Genomic DNA, 14,688 nt, shown 5'->3' with positions numbered 1-14,688 from the left:
CACCCGTGTCAGCGGCGGACCTTGCGGGTCGCCCGCAGCCACTCCTTGTTCATCGCGGCGATCGATGGCAGCGGGATGCCCTTGGGGCAGGCCGTGGCGCACTCGCCGGTCAGGGTGCACCCGCCAAAGCCCTCGTCGTCCATCTGGGCCACCATGTCCAGGACGCGGGTCTCGCGCTCGGGTGCGCCCTGCGGCAGGACGTTGAGATGGTTGACCTTGGCGGCGGTGAAGAGCATGGCCGAGCCGTTGGGGCAGGCCGCGACGCAGGCGCCGCAGCCGATGCACTCGGCGTTCTCGAAGGCCAGCTCGGCGTCCGGCTTGGGCACCGGGGTGGCGTGGGCGTCCGGGGCGGTGCCGGTGGGGGCGGAGATGTAGCCGCCGGACTGGATGATCCGGTCGAACGAGGAGCGGTCCACGACCAGGTCCTTGATGACCGGGAAGGCGGAGGCGCGCCAGGGCTCGATGTCGATCGTGTCGCCGTTGGCGAAGGACCGCATGTGGAGCTGGCAGGTGGTGGTGCGCTCCGGGCCGTGGGCATCGCCGTTGATGACGAGGCTGCACGCGCCGCAGATGCCCTCACGGCAGTCGTGGTCAAAGGCGACGGGCTCGTCCCCGGCGAGGGTGAGTTCCTCGTTGAGGGTGTCGAGCATCTCCAGGAACGACATGTCGGCGGAGATGCCGTCGACTTCGTAGGTGGCCATGGCGCCGGGCTCTTCGGCGTTCCGCTGGCGCCAGACGCGCAGGGTGAGCTTCATGCGTAGCTCCGCTGGGTGGGGTGGACGTACTCGAAGACGAGGTCTTCCTTGTGCAGGACAGGGGCGCCGCCGGTGGTGGTGAACTCCCAGGCGGCGGCGTAGGAGAAGTCCTCGTCGCGCCGCTCGGCCTCGCCGTCCGGGGTCTGGGACTCCGCGCGGAAGTGGCCGCCGCAGGACTCGGCGCGGTGCAGGGCGTCGAGGCACATGAGCTCGGCGAGCTCCAGGTAGTCGACGATGCGGTTCGCCTTCTCCAGCGACTGGTTGAACTGTTCGCCGGTGCCGGGGACCTTGATGCGGCGCCAGAACTCCTCGCGGATCTCCGGGATCTTCGCGAGCGCCTTGCGCAGACCGTCCTCGGTGCGGGCCATCCCGCAGTACTCCCACATGAGTTCACCGATCTCGCGGTGGAAGGAGTCGGGGGTGCGGTCGCCGTCGACGGAGAGCAGCAGGTTGATCCGGTCCTCGGTCTCCGCCACGGCCTCCGCGACGGCGGGGTGCGCCTCGTCCACGGTTTCGGTGTGCGGATGGCGGGCGAGGTAGTCGTTGATCGTGGAGGGCAGGACGAAGTAGCCGTCGGCGAGACCCTGCATCAGGGCTGAGGCGCCGAGGCGGTTGGCCCCGTGGTCGGAGAAGTTCGCCTCTCCGATGGCGAAGAGGCCGGGGATGGTGGTCTGGAGGTCGTAGTCGACCCAGAGGCCGCCCATCGTGTAGTGCACGGCGGGGTAGATCCGCATGGGGACCGTGTAGGGGTCCTCGTCGGTGATCCGCTGGTACATGTCGAAGAGGTTGCCGTACTTGGCTTCTACGGCCTTGCGGCCCATCCGGCCGATGGCCTCGGCGAAGTCCAGGTAGACCCCTTGTCCGCCGGGGCCGACGCCACGCCCCTCGTCGCAGACGTTCTTGGCGGCGCGGGAGGCGATGTCGCGGGGCACCAGGTTCCCGAAGGCGGGGTAGATCCGCTCCAGGTAGTAGTCGCGTTCGTCCTCGGGGATCTGGTTGGCCGGTCGGTCGTCGCCCTTGGCCTTGGGGACCCAGATGCGGCCGTCGTTGCGCAGCGACTCGCTCATCAGGGTGAGCTTGGACTGGTGGTCGCCGGTGCGCGGGATGCAGGTGGGGTGGATCTGGGTGAAGCAGGGGTTGGCGAAGTACGCGCCGCGCCGGTGCGCCCGCCAGACGGCGGTGGCGTTGGAGTTCATGGCGTTGGTCGACAGGTAGAAGACGTTGCCGTAGCCGCCGGTGGCCAGGACGACCGCGTCGGCGAAGTAGGTGTCGATCTTCCCGGTGACCAGGTCGCGGGCGACGATGCCGCGTGCCTTGCCGTCGACCACGATCAGGTCGAGCATCTCGGTGCGGGCGTGGAGCTCGACGCCGCCCGCCGCGATCTGCCGGGACAGCGCCTGGTACGCACCGAGGAGGAGTTGCTGTCCGGTCTGGCCGCGCGCGTAGAACGTGCGGGAGACCTGGACGCCGCCGAAGGAACGGTTGTCGAGGAGGCCGCCGTACTCACGGGCGAAGGGGACGCCCTGGGCGACGCACTGGTCGATGATCTCCACCGAGATCTGCGCCAGCCGGTGGACGTTGGACTCCCGGGCGCGGAAGTCGCCGCCCTTGACGGTGTCGTAGAACAGCCGGTGGATGGAGTCGCCGTCGTTGCGGTAGTTCTTCGCTGCGTTGATGCCGCCCTGGGCGGCCACCGAGTGGGCGCGCCTGGGTGAGTCCTGGAAGCAGAACTGGACGACGTGGTAGCCCTGTTCGGCGAGTGTGGCGCCGGCCGCTCCGCCGGCCAGACCGGTGCCGACGACGATGACGGTGTGTTTGCGCCGGTTGGCGGGGTTCACGAGTCTCGCCTGGAAGCGGCGGGTGTCCCAGCGTTCGGCGACGGGGCCCTCGGGGGCCTTCGTGTCGACCACGGGCTCGCCCGTGGCGTACTGCGTGTAGTCGGGCATGTCAGCTCACCACTCCGGTCATGACGGCGACGGGTACGGAGATGAAGCCCACCGTCAGCACCGCCGCGAGGAGGTTGGCGAGGGTCTTCAAAATGCGGTCGCGGGTCGCGTTGCCGACGCCCAGGGTCTGCGCGGCACTCCAGAAGCCGTGCTGGACGTGCAGGCCCATGGCGAGCACGGCGACGATGTAGATGACGTTGCCGTACCAGGTCGAGAAGGTGTCGATGACGTTCTGGTAGGGGTGCCCGGCCTCGAAACTGGTGTGCACGGTGCCGGTCGTCAGGTCGAGGATGTGCCAGACGATGAAGAGCGCGAGGATGATCCCGCCCCAGCGCATGGTCCGGGTGGCGTAGCTCGCCCGGGGCCTCTTGTGGACGTACTTGGCCGGGCGCGCCCTGATGTCGCGCCGGCTCAGCTGGTACGCGGAGACGCCGTGCAGCACGACGGCCGCGACCAGCCCCACCCGGACGATCCACAGGGCCCACTCGTAGTGCAGTACCGGTTCGCCCATGGTGCGCAGCCAGTGGGCGTACCCGTCGAACTCGCCGGGTCCGAAGAAGATCTTCAGGTTGCCCACCATGTGGGCGACGAGATATCCGAGCATGACCAGACCGGTCACGGCCATGATCGTCTTCTTGCCGACGGTCGAGTCCCAGAGCGTACGCGTCATCGACGGCCGTCGGTCCGTCCGCGTTGCCAATGCCATGGACACGACGGTAGGGGGAAGGGCCCGATCAGTCCAAGACATGGCCTGGCTCATCTCCATAGGCGTTCCCTATCGACAGCCCTTAGAGTCGAAGGGTGCACTTCCAACAGCTCACCTACTTCGTGGCCGTCGCCGAGGCCCGGCACTTCACCCGGGCCGCCGAGGCGGTGCATGTGTCGCAGCCCTCGCTCTCCCAGCAGATCCGGGCGCTGGAGACGGAGTTGGGCGCTGATCTGTTCAGCCGGGCCCGGGGAAACATCGCCCTCACCGACGCGGGCGAGGCGCTGTTGCCGCTCGCCCGGCGGATCCTCGCCGATGCGGAGACGGCGCGGCAGGAGGTCCAGGAGCTGGTCTCGCTGCGCAGCGGCCGGGTGCGGCTGGGGGCGACGCCGAGTCTGTGCACCGGGCTGCTGCCGGACGTGCTGCGCGCCTTCCACGACCGTCATCCGGGGGTGCGGCTGCTGCTGGAGGAGGGCGGCTCGCACGACCTGGTGCGTCAGCTGGCGCGGGGCGCACTCGACCTGGCGCTGGTGGTGCTGCCCATGCCGGCCGCCTCTCCCGCGCTGACCACGGTGGAACTGCTGCACGAGGACCTGGTGGTGGTGTCCTCGGCGGCGGAGCCGCCCCCGGGACCGGGCGAGTCGATCCGGATCGCGGATCTGGAGGGGGCGCCGCTGGTGATGTTCCGGCACGGGTACAACCTGCGGGAGCTGACCGTGGCCGCGTGCCGCGCGGAGGGCTTCGAGCCCACGTTCACCGTCGAGGGCGGCGAGATGGACGCGGTGCTCGGTTTCGTACGGGCGGGGCTCGGAATCGCCGTGGTGCCGAGCATGGCCGCCGCCCGGGCGGGCAGCGACCTGCGGAGGACCCCGCTGGCCGGCGCCGGGCTGCGGCGCACGATCGCGCTGGCGCACCGCAGCGACGTCGCTCCGCCCCGGGCCGCCCGCGAGCTCCAGCGGATGCTGCTGGAGCACCGGCCGGCCTCGGGCTGACCGGCCGGGGTGCGAAGGGTCCTCCGCCCCCCGGCCTGACTCAGACCGCGTCCGCCAGCAGCAGGGAGTGGATGCGGTCCGGAGCCCCGGGGCGGGCGTAGTACCAGCCCTGTGCGGTGTCGCAGCCCAGCAGCCGCAGCTGCTCGGCCTGGGCGCCCGTCTCCACGCCCTCCACCGTGACGGCCAGCTCCAGGCTGTGGGCCAGCGACACGATGCCTTCGACGATCTTCATGTCGACCGGGTCCGCCGGGTGCTGCTGCATGCCCCGGGTGAAGGAACGGTCCAGCTTGAGCACGCTCACCGGCAGCCTGCGCAGGTTCGCCAGGTTCGAGTAGCCCGTGCCGAAGTCGTCGAGCGCGATGTCGACGCCCATCTCCGCGAGCTGCCGCAGCGGCTTGAGGAGATCGTCGTCGGCGCCGATCAGCGCGGACTCGGTCACCTCCAGGCAGAGCGCTCCCGGTTCGAGACCGGAACGTTCCAGCACGTCGACGGTCTCGGCGACGAGGCGGGGGTGGTGCAGCTGGGTCGGCGAGAGGTTGACGTTGATCCGCAGCGGTCCGCCGTCGCTGTGCCGCTCCTGCCAGAAGTTCGCCTGCCGTACGGACTCCTCCAGCACCCAGCGCCCGAGCGGCACGATGAGCCCGGTGTGCTCGGCGAGCGGGATGAACCGGTCGGGGCCGAGCACCCCGTGCTGCGGATGGCACCACCGTACGAGGGCTTCGGCGCCGTGCACCGTGCCGTCGCCCAGGTGCACGAGCGGCTGGTACTCGATGAAGAACTCGCCCCGGTCCAGGGCGGCCGGGAGCGCGGTCGTCAGCCCGTGCCGGGTGATGGCCCGCAAGTCGGCCTCGGCGTCGGCGTGCTGGTAGCGGTTGCCGCCCGCCGCCTTGGCCCGGTACATCGTGATGTCGGCGCTGCGCAGCACCTCGGCGGCGCTGCGCTCCCCGGCGGGCCCCTCGACGACGCCGATGGAACCGCGGACGGTCAGCTCGCGGCCGTCGAGGCGGATCGGGGAGGCGAGCGCGTTCAGGATGCGGCCCGCCAGTTCACCCACCTCGTCGGCGGTGTCCGGGCCGGTGGTCAACGCGACGAACTCGTCACCGCCGAGCCGGGCGACCATCTCGCCACGCGCGGTGGCGCAGCTCTGGAGCCGGTCGGCGACCTCGACCAGGAGGCGGTCGCCGGCGGCGTGGCCGAGGCTGTCGTTGATGGCCTTGAAGCCGTCGAGGTCCAGGTAGCAGAGGCCGAAGCGGATTCCCTCCTGGGCGGCGAGGGCCTTCTCCAGGCGCTCGAAGAACAGCGTCCGGTTGGGCAGTCCCGTGAGCGCGTCGTGGGTGGCCTCGTAGCGCAGGCGCAGATTGAGCAGCCGCCGCTCGGTGGTGTCCTCCATCAGTGCGAGCTGGTACTCGGGGCGGCCTTCGGAATCCCGCAGCAGGGAGACGGTGAGGTTGGTCCACAGCACGGTGCCGTCGTTGCGGTAGTACGCCTTCTCCACCCGGTAGTGGTCGCGTTCGCCACGTACCAACTCGTCGTAGTACTTCCACACCTGCGGCGAGTCCTCGGGATGGACCCACTCGTTCACCTTGTGGCTGCGGACGTGGTTCTCCAGCCCGCCGAACATCTTGGTGAGCGTGTCGTTGATCTCCAGGATGTTGCCGTCCAGGTCGGCGACGCCGATGCCGATGGCGGCGTCCTTGAAGACCGCGCGGAACCGGGCCTCCGTCGCGTGCAGGGCCTGTTCGGCGTCCGAGCGGGCGGTCAGCGCCGAGCGGGCGATGGCCTCCTGCTCGGCGAGCGTGCGCTCGCGCAGGGCCCCGGTGAAGCCGGCGGCGAGGGTGTGCTGGATCCGGGCGCAGCGGGCCCGGCCGTCCTCGGTGGACAGCGCGCCGGGCCCGTTGCCGCCGCAGTACAGGACGAGGTAGGAGTCGATGACGCCGAGCGTGGAGCTGAGGGCGTCCGGGTCGGTGCAGTGCGCGTCGATCAGGGCCTCGCCGATCCGCTGGGCGGGCGAGGCGTCGAAGGGGTGGGCGTGCAGGATGCCGTTCAGCTCGCGTGCCAGGGGCAGCAGATGCTGTTCGAACTCCGGCCGGGTGAGAGAGGTGGCCGTCAGGGGGAAGATGGCCCGGCTCCAGATTCTGGCGAATCTCCGCAGCCGGCCTTCCGGACCGTCGGGCTCCGCGTCCGGTTCCCCGGACGCCTGGGCGGGAATGGTCACGCCTTGCGCCCAACCCCTGCGAAGCCCGAGAAGGCGTACGGGTCTTCCTGCTCCGGCGCCTGCGGGGTGTCGGGCCGCCATTCGGGCATCGACACGAGCCCCGGCTCGACCATCTCGTAGCCCTCGAAGAACTGGCCGATCTCCCCGCGCGAGCGCATGATCAGCGGGTTGCGGATGTTCTGGTAGACGCCGACCGTGCCGGCCGCCTCCTCCTCGGGCAGCGGGATGCCCTCGTACGAGGCGTGGGTCAGGACGATCAGGCTGCCGGGGGCCAGTGACTGGCGCAGCTCGGCGACCGCGCCACGCGGGTCGTCGGCGTCCTCCACGAAGTGGAGGACCGCGACCAGCAGGAGCGCCACCGGCCGCTCCAGGTCGAGCAGCCCGGTGATCTCCGGGTTCGTCAGGATCTCCTTGGGACGGCGCAGGTCGGCGGCGGCGATGACCGCGCGGTCGTCGCCCTCCAGGACGGCCCGGCTGTGGGCGACGGCGACCGGGTCGTGGTCGACGTAGGCCACCTTGGCCCCGGGGTCGGCGGCCCGGGCGACCTCGTGGACGTTGCCGAAGGTGGGTATGCCGGAGCCGATGTCCAGGAACTGGTCGATGCCGGTGTCGACGGCGTAGCGGACGGCCCGGCGCATAAAGGCGCGATTGGCCTGCATGATCTTGGGAAGGCCCGGAAGGAACTCCATGGCCTTGCGCGCGGCTTCCCGGTCCACCTCGAAATTGTGCGATCCGCCCAGATAGAAGTCGTACATGCGAGACACGCTTGGCACCGAGATGTCAATGCCCTGCGGTGCCCAGGCGGGACGCTCCATCGATGTCTCCAACAAGTCGCCACGGCGATCCGGCCATGTTCATGGTCAGTGTTGTCCAGAGGCTACTGATCGGCCGCCAAGAGAGCGAGTGGAAACGGAAATTAGCGATCCGTTATTGGTCACACTCCGGTGGCATCGGCGGCCGGTCCGTCGCTGCGCGTATGCGAACAGCGACGGACCGGCACTCCGGACGCCGTTTCCCTGCGGTTCCGGGCCACTTGGGGCTCCTGGGCGATGTGTCCTTGTCGAACCGGTAGAGCGTGAAGCCCGCACTGCCAGGGAGCACCTTCCCGAGCTTCTCGCGCTCCTGGAGGGCGAGTTGACCGACCTCCTCGGGTGGTGCCGGCTCCGCCTCCGCATCGGCCCCCGGCCCGCATCCCCCGACCGCTGATCCGTACCCGCTGTCGGCGGGCGGCTGGGCCGGAGGGGCGCTGCCGGCGCGGGGACCGCGCGCCGTTCCTGGCCCTCGGTACGGGACGCCGACGGGGGCCGCGTTCAAAGGAATGCTGAGAATAATTCGGCGACGCGACGTCCACCGGACAAACACGAATGGCGCATTAACCGCACGATCAGGCGAATCACCGGCAGGTATCGCGTGTTCCCCGGCAGCGTGGATCATGCTCGCGGATGTGTACGGATCACGCATCGCGCGGCTCACGACGGTCGCCGCACTTCTCTGGCTGACAGCCGTACCGCTGCCCGCCACCGCCGACAGCTGCGCGGTGGCCACGATCGGGCAGGGAGACGGCAGTTCGTCGGTCGCCGTGGCGGGCGACGGGGACTGCGTCGCGGTCTCCGAGCCACCACCACCGCCACCACCGAAGCCACCACCACCACCGCCACCCACCCCGCCGCCTCCGCCGCAGCCTCCGCCACCGCCACCACCACCGCCACCACCGCCGCCGGTGGTCGCGGAACAGCCGCCTCCGCCTCCGCCTCCACCACCTCCGCCTCCGCCGCCTTCTCCCCCGCCACCGGCGCCCGCGCCCGCTCCGCAACCGAAGCCATCGCCGTCGCCGTCGCCGCGGCCATCGGAGCGGACCGAGCCACCGCGCCCCCGCCCCGTGGCGCTGCCGACCTACCGCAAACCGGCCCGCAAACAGCCGCGAAGCGGACCGTCGCTGGTGTCCCTGACGCTGCTCATCACCGCCCCGGCGGTGTTCGCCGTTGCCGTGCTGCGGCCGCGATCATCCCGCTGACCAGGAGAGATGCATGTCCGAATGGCTCGTCCTGAGCATTGCCATGGCGTCCGCCTGCGCGGTCGTCCTCACCATCGCCGTCCTGAACAACCGGCGGATCAGGGATGACGACGACCCGTCCGAGACGCCCGACGTCATCGAGTACATGACGATGATGATCGGCGTGGTCTACGCGATCGTCCTGGGGCTCGCCATCGCCGGGGTCTGGGAGGGACGCAGCGCCGCCCAGGAGTCCGTCCGCATCGAGGCGCAGGCGCTGCACGAGGTGCAGGCGCGCGCCTCCGTCTACCCGGTGGAGGTCCGCGACCGCATCCGGGCGGACGTCGACGCCTATGTCAGCCACGTGGTACACGACGAGTGGAAGGTGATGTCCGACCGGAACACGCTCACCGAGCGCGGCACCCAGTTGCTGGACAAGGTGCGGGCGGACGTCACCGACTACGTGCCCAGGACCGATCACGAGGGGCAGGCCTACCAGCCGCTGGTCGACCAGGTGGCGGCGGCGGACGACGCCCGCAGCACACGCGGGCAGAACGCCGGGGCGACGATGCCGGGGGTGGTCTGGTTCGGGCTGATCATCGGGGCACTGGTGACCGTGGGGCTGATCTTCACCCTCCAGATCCGCAGAACGTTCCGGGAACTGCTCCTGGCCGGCCTGTTCAGCGCGTTGATCGCCTTCCTGCTCTTTCTGATCTGGGACTTCGACGCGCCCTTCGGCCGGGGCATCTCGGCCACCGCGGACCCGTTCCTCGACATGTTCCCGGGGGCCGCCCGCTGAGTCCGCGCCCCCGGCCCGTGAGCCGGCCGGGGGACACCGCTGACCCATTCGCCGGACCCCGATCGCGGGCCGGGGGGACCCCTCCTAGCGTGTCGGGCATCGAGGTGCATTTTTCCTGCTATGTGGAAAATGGTTCCGCAGCTGCCCCTCGGGGAACCCGGAGGATCCACCATGCGCGCGATACGTGTCGCACCGCTCGCCCTGCTCGGCGCCAGTGCCCTGACTCTGCTGGCCCCGTCCGCCGCCCACGCCGCGCCGGACGGGGCGACCAGCACGTTCAACCCGACGATCGCCCCGTCGGTCATCGCACCCGGCGGCCGGGTCACCCTCGGCGCCGGCGGCTGCACGGGCGAGACGACCGTCTCCTCGGGCATCTTCGACACCACCACCATCCCGAGCGGCTCCACAACGGCCACCGCCACCATCGACACGGACGCCCGCCGGGGGGCCGTGTACGCGGTGACGTTCGCGTGCGGCTCCACCGGCACCTCCCGCAACGTCAATCTGACGATCACCGGCGGCGCCACGAGCACCCCCACCCCGAGGCCCACCACCGTTCCGACCGCCAGCTCGACGGCGCTCGTGCCGGGGGGCGTGCGCGGCGGCCTCGGTGGAAGCTCCGGCTCCGCCGACACGGTGGAGGTCGCCGCCGGAGCGGCCCTGGTGGCCCTGGCGGCCTCGGGCGCCCTCTACTTCGCGCGCCGCCGCACCGCCGACCGCCACCACTGACCGCGAGCATGCGGCGCACGACAGTCGCCCCGGGTCCTGATCCAGGACTCGGGGCGACGGGCGTATCGGGCCGGGCGGGAGGTTCGACGCCTTAGAACGCCGCATGGCTCGGCCGCCGGCGCCGGACGAGGAAGACCGCGCCGCCGACGGCCGCCGCGGCCACCAGACCGCCGCCGACCTGCATCTCCACGGAGCTCGGGCCCATCGAGCCGCCGAGCCCGCCCTGCGAGGGGTTGCCGGCGAGCACGGTGAACTTGTGCGTCGCGATCCGGTCGTTGTCGCCGCACTTCACGGAGAGGTGGTACTGCCCCGGCGTGGTGTTGTTCCGGACCCGGGCGTGGGCGTAGTTGGTGCCGTCGCCCGGCGAGAGGGTGGTCGTCGGGAACGCGTTCGACCAGACCTTGCCGCCGTGACCGCAGCCCTGCGCGGTGATCTTCAGCGTGCCGCCCTGGTGGACGGAGTGGGGGTTGACGGCGACGTTGACCGGGCCGTTGGTGGCGGCGGCCATGGGAGCCGCCAGCCCGACGGCCGCGAAAGCGGTCGCGGTGACCGCGAGAGCGCGTGAGACACGCATCGTGTGAACCTCCAGCGGGAAACGCCCCCGGGGGCTTGTCCCCCGGGCTGATCGACGAGAACGCCTCCCATGACGAACACTCACCAGCGGACCGCTGGCTCGCACTTCGGCGTTGGTCCACCCCGGTGACGCGACACGCCGTACGAAAACCCGTGAAACTGATGGAGCCGCAGGTCACGGACCGTCAGAACTTTTATCTGCTCATTACTCCGATGGGCAGGCATCCGGCAGGGGCCCGACCCCGCCACCACCCGTTCGCCTCTCTCTGATCGCCGCCCGGATCCGACGCCCCTAGCGTTCACAGCGTCGCGACGAAGGGAGAACCATGGGCCGGGACTACGCTGGCGCCGAGCGGACCAGACGTGTGCCATGGGGTGCGGTCGCCCTGGTGCTGCTCAGTGGCCTCGCCCTCATGCGCAACGGCACGGAGTTCGGGGAGGCGGGCCCCCCGCAGCCCGCGGCGGCCGCCTCGCTGGACCTGGGCAAGGACACCGCGGGGCCGCCGGTGGAGGGCGAGGCGGTGCAGCCGCTGCCGTACGCCCCGGCCTCCCGGGTGAAGGTCCCGTCCATCGACGTCGACGCCCCGGTCATCGACGTCAACCTGGACGCCAACGGGTGGATCGACGCCCCGCCCGCCGAGGACCCCAACCTCGCCGGCTGGTACCAGAACGGCATCGCTCCCGGCCAGCGCGGCACCGCTGTGGTCGTCGGCCACGTCGACAACATGTCCGGGCCGGCGGTCTTCTACGGCCTCGGCTCGCTCCAGAAGGGGCACCGGGTCGAGGTCGCCCGCTACGACGGCCGGGTCGGGATCTTCGAGGTGTACGGGGTGGAGGTCTTCTCCAAGAACGACTTCCCCGGCCCCCGGGTCTACGGCGACACCGGCCACGCGGAGCTGCGGGTCATCACCTGCGGCGGGGGCTACTCCAAGGCGGGCGGCTACGACGGCAACGTGGTGGTCTTCGCCCGGCTCGTCGACACCCGCTGACAGCGGCGTTCCCACGCGACGGTGCCCCCGGCTCAGAGGCGGCGCGGCACCGTGATGCGGTAGCCGGAGTCCAGCAGGCGGGGAAGATAGCGGCGCAGGGCCGCGACGCTCTGCGAGCGGTCGCCGCCCGCGTCGTGCGAGAGGACGACGACGCCGGGCGCCGCTCCGGCCAGGACCCGGCGGACGATCGTGCCGGTGCCCGGCGTCTTCCAGTCGAGCGTGTCCACGGTCCAGGCCATGGGCTCCATGCCCAGCTCGGCCCCGATCTCGAAGGAGTTGCGGTTCCACGCGCCGTAGGGCGCGCGGTACCAGAGCGGCGGGGTCCCGAGCGCCCGGTCCACCACCTCGCTGGTGCGCCCCAGTTCCTCGCGGATCGCGGGGCGGGAGAGCTTCGGGATGAGCGGGTGCGACCAGGAGTGGTTGCCCACCACATGCCCGTCGTCGGCCATCTCGCGCAGCAGGTCCCGGTTCCCGTCGGCCATCTCCCCGCAGACGAAGAACATCGCGCGGACCCGGTGCTCGCGCAGGGTGGCGAGGATGTCCGGGGTGTAGAGCGGGTCGGGTCCGTCGTCGAAGCTCAGGACCATCGAGTGACCGATCTCGGGAAGATGCTCGAAGGGCCGGACGCGCACGGGCGGCCTGGCCGGTCTGAACCGGGGCGGGGTGTTCGCCGTCATCGGTTCGAGCCGGTACGGGGAGGGCCGGCCCCGGACGTGTCCCGGAGGTCCCGCGGCAGCGGCGGGCGGGGTGTCCGCGGCGGGTGCGGAGCGACCGGGCGCAGAGGCCGGATCGGCGGCGATCAGGTGCACGGCGGTGGCGGTTCCGAGGCCGAGGGCGACCCTCAGCAGAGTGCGGCGGTCGGGTCCGGTGTGATCACTTCTCATGGCCAACTGCTCGCACGGCCGGACGTCCGCTCCGGCCGCCGACACCGACCGTCGCCCGTTTTGTACACGATCGGTGCAGTATGTTCATCTCTCTTCGGGTCGGTCGGCGGCCCGGAGCCTCCCCTCCGGGACGAGCCGATAGCCTCGGAGCCGTGACAGAGCAGCAGCCTCAGCGATTCGAACGCGGTACGGACGGCCCCAAGGTGATCGTCGCGGGGCTCGACGGCTCCGATTCGTCGATGCGCGCGGCGGCCTACGCCGCCGGACTGGCCCGTCGGCAGAACGCCATGCTGGCTCTGGTGTACGTCCAGCCCGTCATCACGGCGGGTGCGGCGCTGGGCGTGCCGGTGAGCGACACCACGAGCGAGGTCGCGGAGGACCTGGTCACCGAGATCCGCGAGGCGACCGAGCGCTTCAGTGACGCGTGGGGCATGCGCTGGGAGTTCCACACCTTCCGGGGCGACCCGTACAACGGGCTGGTGACGGCGGCCGACGAGCTGAAGGCGGACGCGGTGGTGGTCGGGGCGTCGGAGTCGGCCGGGCACCGCTTCGTCGGCTCGGTGGCCGTGCGCCTGGTGAAGGCGGGGCGCTGGCCGGTCACCGTGGTGCCGTGACGCCGTGGTGCCGTGGTGCCGTGGTGCCGTGGTGCCGTGAGGAGCGTTCACTTGCCCATGAGGAGCCCGTCGCTCTCCGCTCCACGCCCGAGGACGACAGTACGGATGCGGTCGCGGACCTCGCGCAGGTGCTCGGCCCCGTCGTCGAGGGAGGCGTTCAGGTTGACGGCGCGTCCGGTATCGGTGTCGTACCACTGCGGGACGAACTCCGCCTTCTTCACCGTCCAGCGCTCGCCGCGTTTCGCGGGCGGCGCGAAGGTGAAGCGCCCCATCGAGCTCTGGTTGCCGCGCGGGTCCTGGACCCCCTCGTAGTTGATCATCGCTCCGGCGATCTGGTCGCCCATCCCGTAGACGACCCAGGTGCCGTTGACCTTCTCGTACGCCTGCGGCACATGGGCATGGGTGCCGATGATCAGGTCGATGTCGGGGCGGCCGCCGTCGGCGGACGCGGTGAGCCGCCGGGCCAGCTCCAGCTGGGTCGCGTCGGGCTCGTCCTGCCATTCGGTGCCCCAGTGCGCGGAGAGGACGACGACGTCGGCGCCGGCCCGCCGGGCCGCCCTGGCCTCCTCGATGATCCTGCGCTCGTCGGTCACGTTGACCGTCCAGGGCCGGTCGGCGGGGACCGGGATGTCGTTGGTGCCGTAGGTGTACGCGAGGTGGGCGACCTTGGCCGCGCCCTTTCCCGGCCCGGCGGGCAGGATCGTGGGCCGGGCGGCCTCGGCGGCGGTGCGGGCGGAGCCGGCGTGCCGGATGCCCGCCCCGTCCAGCGCGCCGAGCGTGCGGGAGACCCCCTCGGCCCCGTCGTCGAGGGTGTGGTTGGAGGCGGTGGAGCAGGAGTCGTACCCGGTGGCGCGCAGGGCCCTGGCGACCTCGGGCGGCGACTTGAAGCTCGGGTAGCCGGTGTAGGGGCCGCCCTCCTCGCCGTACACCGTCTCCATGTGGCAGAACGCCAGGTCCGCGGCGGAGACGACCGGGGCGACGCCCGCCAGCATCGGGGCGAAGTCGTAGCCGGCGCCGCCCGCGTCGGCGGCGGCCCGGTCGATCACGGAGGAGTGCGGCAGGATGTCGCCCGCGGCGAGGAGCGTGAACGGGCGGGGCCCCTCGGCGTCCTGGCCGCCGGCGCCCCGGGCGGCGGCGGGTGGCCCGCTCGGCGCGGGGGCCGTGGACTGCTGCCCGGTGCAGCCGGTGGCCGCGGCGAGCAGGAGGGCGACGGCCGCCACGGTGCCCGGTCGGATGCGCTGCGTCATCTGCTCGACTCCATGTTCGGATGATTACGACCATCCGACTACACAGATCTTCATACCGGATAGGCAAGGAGCATTGCCGCATACCTAGCTGAACTGGTCGTACCGTCCGACCCCGACGGCCCCTCGACCGTTCACCGCACCATTCGCCGCACTGAGCGACCGCTCGTCGCACGCCTCGGCGCACCGCCTGTTCCCGCGCCGCCGAATGCGTTCGTATACGCCAAGTCGGCAACGAGGCCGCCAGGG

At 71.1% G+C, this 14,688-nt stretch carries 13 protein-coding genes; 5 read left to right on the top strand and 8 right to left on the bottom strand.

All coding sequences use genetic code 11. The annotated features are described in order from the left end of the window. Nucleotides 1-8 precede the first annotated feature (8 nt). Genes ACH4KB_RS13895 through ACH4KB_RS13885 form a run of 3 tightly spaced genes read right to left on the bottom strand, consistent with a single transcriptional unit; the run spans nucleotide 9 to nucleotide 3,371 of the window. A complete protein-coding gene (locus ACH4KB_RS13895; RefSeq protein ID WP_398066186.1) occupies nucleotides 9-755 on the bottom strand; it encodes a succinate dehydrogenase/fumarate reductase iron-sulfur subunit in 747 nt (248 codons plus the stop codon). Then, entirely contained in the window at nucleotides 752-2,701 is a 1,950-nt protein-coding gene (locus tag ACH4KB_RS13890) for a fumarate reductase/succinate dehydrogenase flavoprotein subunit (RefSeq protein ID WP_398066185.1), read from the bottom strand. The genes ACH4KB_RS13895 and ACH4KB_RS13890 overlap by 4 nt, the downstream gene beginning before the upstream one ends. Before the next feature lies 1 nt (nucleotide 2,702). Then, on the bottom strand, nucleotides 2,703-3,371 hold the full coding sequence (locus ACH4KB_RS13885; protein WP_398066533.1) for a succinate dehydrogenase: 669 nt from the start codon (nucleotides 3,369-3,371) through the stop codon (nucleotides 2,703-2,705). Nucleotides 3,372-3,502: 131 nt separating this feature from the next. Here ACH4KB_RS13885 and ACH4KB_RS13880 point away from each other — a divergent pair, with 131 nt between their 5' ends. Beyond that, nucleotides 3,503-4,399 carry a LysR family transcriptional regulator gene (locus ACH4KB_RS13880; protein WP_398066184.1) on the top strand — a complete coding sequence of 299 codons (897 nt, stop codon included), beginning with the start codon at nucleotides 3,503-3,505 and terminating at the stop codon, nucleotides 4,397-4,399. A 40-nt stretch (nucleotides 4,400-4,439) separates the two neighbouring features. Here the strand turns inward: ACH4KB_RS13880 and ACH4KB_RS13875 are convergent, their stop codons facing one another. Both ACH4KB_RS13875 and ACH4KB_RS13870 read right to left on the bottom strand, forming a co-directional pair. Continuing rightward, nucleotides 4,440-6,614, bottom strand: a complete 2,175-nt coding sequence (locus ACH4KB_RS13875) for a putative bifunctional diguanylate cyclase/phosphodiesterase (protein WP_398066183.1) — start codon at nucleotides 6,612-6,614, stop codon at nucleotides 4,440-4,442. Next, a complete protein-coding gene (locus tag ACH4KB_RS13870) occupies nucleotides 6,611-7,429 on the bottom strand; it encodes an SAM-dependent methyltransferase (RefSeq protein ID WP_398066182.1) in 819 nt (272 codons plus the stop codon). Before ACH4KB_RS13870 ends, ACH4KB_RS13875 begins: the two co-directional genes overlap by 4 nt. 1,212 nt (nucleotides 7,430-8,641) lie before the next feature. Between ACH4KB_RS13870 and ACH4KB_RS13865 the strand changes: the two genes are divergently transcribed. Together ACH4KB_RS13865 and ACH4KB_RS13860 are read left to right on the top strand one after the other, a co-directional pair. Beyond that, nucleotides 8,642-9,406 (top strand): DUF4239 domain-containing protein, encoded by a 765-nt coding sequence (locus ACH4KB_RS13865; protein ID WP_398066181.1) that lies wholly within the window; start codon nucleotides 8,642-8,644, stop codon nucleotides 9,404-9,406. Nucleotides 9,407-9,577: 171 nt separating this feature from the next. Then, a complete protein-coding gene (locus ACH4KB_RS13860) occupies nucleotides 9,578-10,135 on the top strand; it encodes a hypothetical protein (protein ID WP_398066180.1) in 558 nt (185 codons plus the stop codon). Nucleotides 10,136-10,226: 91 nt separating this feature from the next. Here ACH4KB_RS13860 and ACH4KB_RS13855 read toward each other — a convergent pair whose 3' ends face one another. Continuing rightward, complete coding sequence (locus tag ACH4KB_RS13855) at nucleotides 10,227-10,709, bottom strand: hypothetical protein (protein WP_398066179.1); 483 nt, start codon at nucleotides 10,707-10,709, stop codon at nucleotides 10,227-10,229. A gap of 325 nt (nucleotides 10,710-11,034) precedes the next feature. On the opposite strand from ACH4KB_RS13855, the gene ACH4KB_RS13850 reads away from it, so the two are divergent. After that, complete coding sequence (locus ACH4KB_RS13850) at nucleotides 11,035-11,697, top strand: class F sortase (protein ID WP_018955699.1); 663 nt, start codon at nucleotides 11,035-11,037, stop codon at nucleotides 11,695-11,697. A 32-nt stretch (nucleotides 11,698-11,729) separates the two neighbouring features. Here ACH4KB_RS13850 and ACH4KB_RS13845 read toward each other — a convergent pair whose 3' ends face one another. After that, on the bottom strand, nucleotides 11,730-12,581 hold the full coding sequence (locus ACH4KB_RS13845) for a polysaccharide deacetylase family protein (RefSeq protein ID WP_398066178.1): 852 nt from the start codon (nucleotides 12,579-12,581) through the stop codon (nucleotides 11,730-11,732). 152 nt (nucleotides 12,582-12,733) lie between these two features. On the opposite strand from ACH4KB_RS13845, the gene ACH4KB_RS13840 reads away from it, so the two are divergent. Beyond that, on the top strand, nucleotides 12,734-13,195 hold the full coding sequence (locus ACH4KB_RS13840) for a universal stress protein (protein WP_398066177.1): 462 nt from the start codon (nucleotides 12,734-12,736) through the stop codon (nucleotides 13,193-13,195). A 47-nt stretch (nucleotides 13,196-13,242) separates the two neighbouring features. Here the strand turns inward: ACH4KB_RS13840 and ACH4KB_RS13835 are convergent, their stop codons facing one another. After that, on the bottom strand, nucleotides 13,243-14,442 hold the full coding sequence (locus ACH4KB_RS13835; protein ID WP_398066176.1) for a CapA family protein: 1,200 nt from the start codon (nucleotides 14,440-14,442) through the stop codon (nucleotides 13,243-13,245). Nucleotides 14,443-14,688 lie beyond the last annotated feature (246 nt).

The sequence above is a fragment of the Streptomyces sp. NPDC017520 genome (assembly GCF_044329855.1).
Classification (GTDB): domain Bacteria; phylum Actinomycetota; class Actinomycetes; order Streptomycetales; family Streptomycetaceae; genus Streptomyces.
The sequence above is the reverse complement of the archived record's forward strand: the minus strand, read 5'-3'. Positions and strand labels throughout refer to the sequence as shown.

Bases quoted from the DNA above. Each gene is read 5' to 3' on its own strand.
- ACH4KB_RS13895 (WP_398066186.1), bottom strand. From the start codon at position 755: ATGAAGCTCACCCTGCGCGTCTGGCGCCAGCGGAACGCCGAAGAGCCC.
- ACH4KB_RS13890 (WP_398066185.1), bottom strand. From the start codon at position 2,701: ATGCCCGACTACACGCAGTACGCCACGGGCGAGCCCGTGGTCGACACG.
- ACH4KB_RS13885 (WP_398066533.1), bottom strand. From the start codon at position 3,371: ATGACGCGTACGCTCTGGGACTCGACCGTCGGCAAGAAGACGATCATG.
- ACH4KB_RS13870 (WP_398066182.1), bottom strand. From the start codon at position 7,429: ATGGAGCGTCCCGCCTGGGCACCGCAGGGCATTGACATCTCGGTGCCA.
- ACH4KB_RS13865 (WP_398066181.1), top strand. From the start codon at position 8,642: ATGTCCGAATGGCTCGTCCTGAGCATTGCCATGGCGTCCGCCTGCGCG.
- ACH4KB_RS13860 (WP_398066180.1), top strand. From the start codon at position 9,578: ATGCGCGCGATACGTGTCGCACCGCTCGCCCTGCTCGGCGCCAGTGCC.
- ACH4KB_RS13855 (WP_398066179.1), bottom strand. From the start codon at position 10,709: ATGCGTGTCTCACGCGCTCTCGCGGTCACCGCGACCGCTTTCGCGGCC.
- ACH4KB_RS13850 (WP_018955699.1), top strand. From the start codon at position 11,035: ATGGGCCGGGACTACGCTGGCGCCGAGCGGACCAGACGTGTGCCATGG.
- ACH4KB_RS13845 (WP_398066178.1), bottom strand. From the start codon at position 12,581: ATGAGAAGTGATCACACCGGACCCGACCGCCGCACTCTGCTGAGGGTC.
- ACH4KB_RS13835 (WP_398066176.1), bottom strand. From the start codon at position 14,442: ATGACGCAGCGCATCCGACCGGGCACCGTGGCGGCCGTCGCCCTCCTG.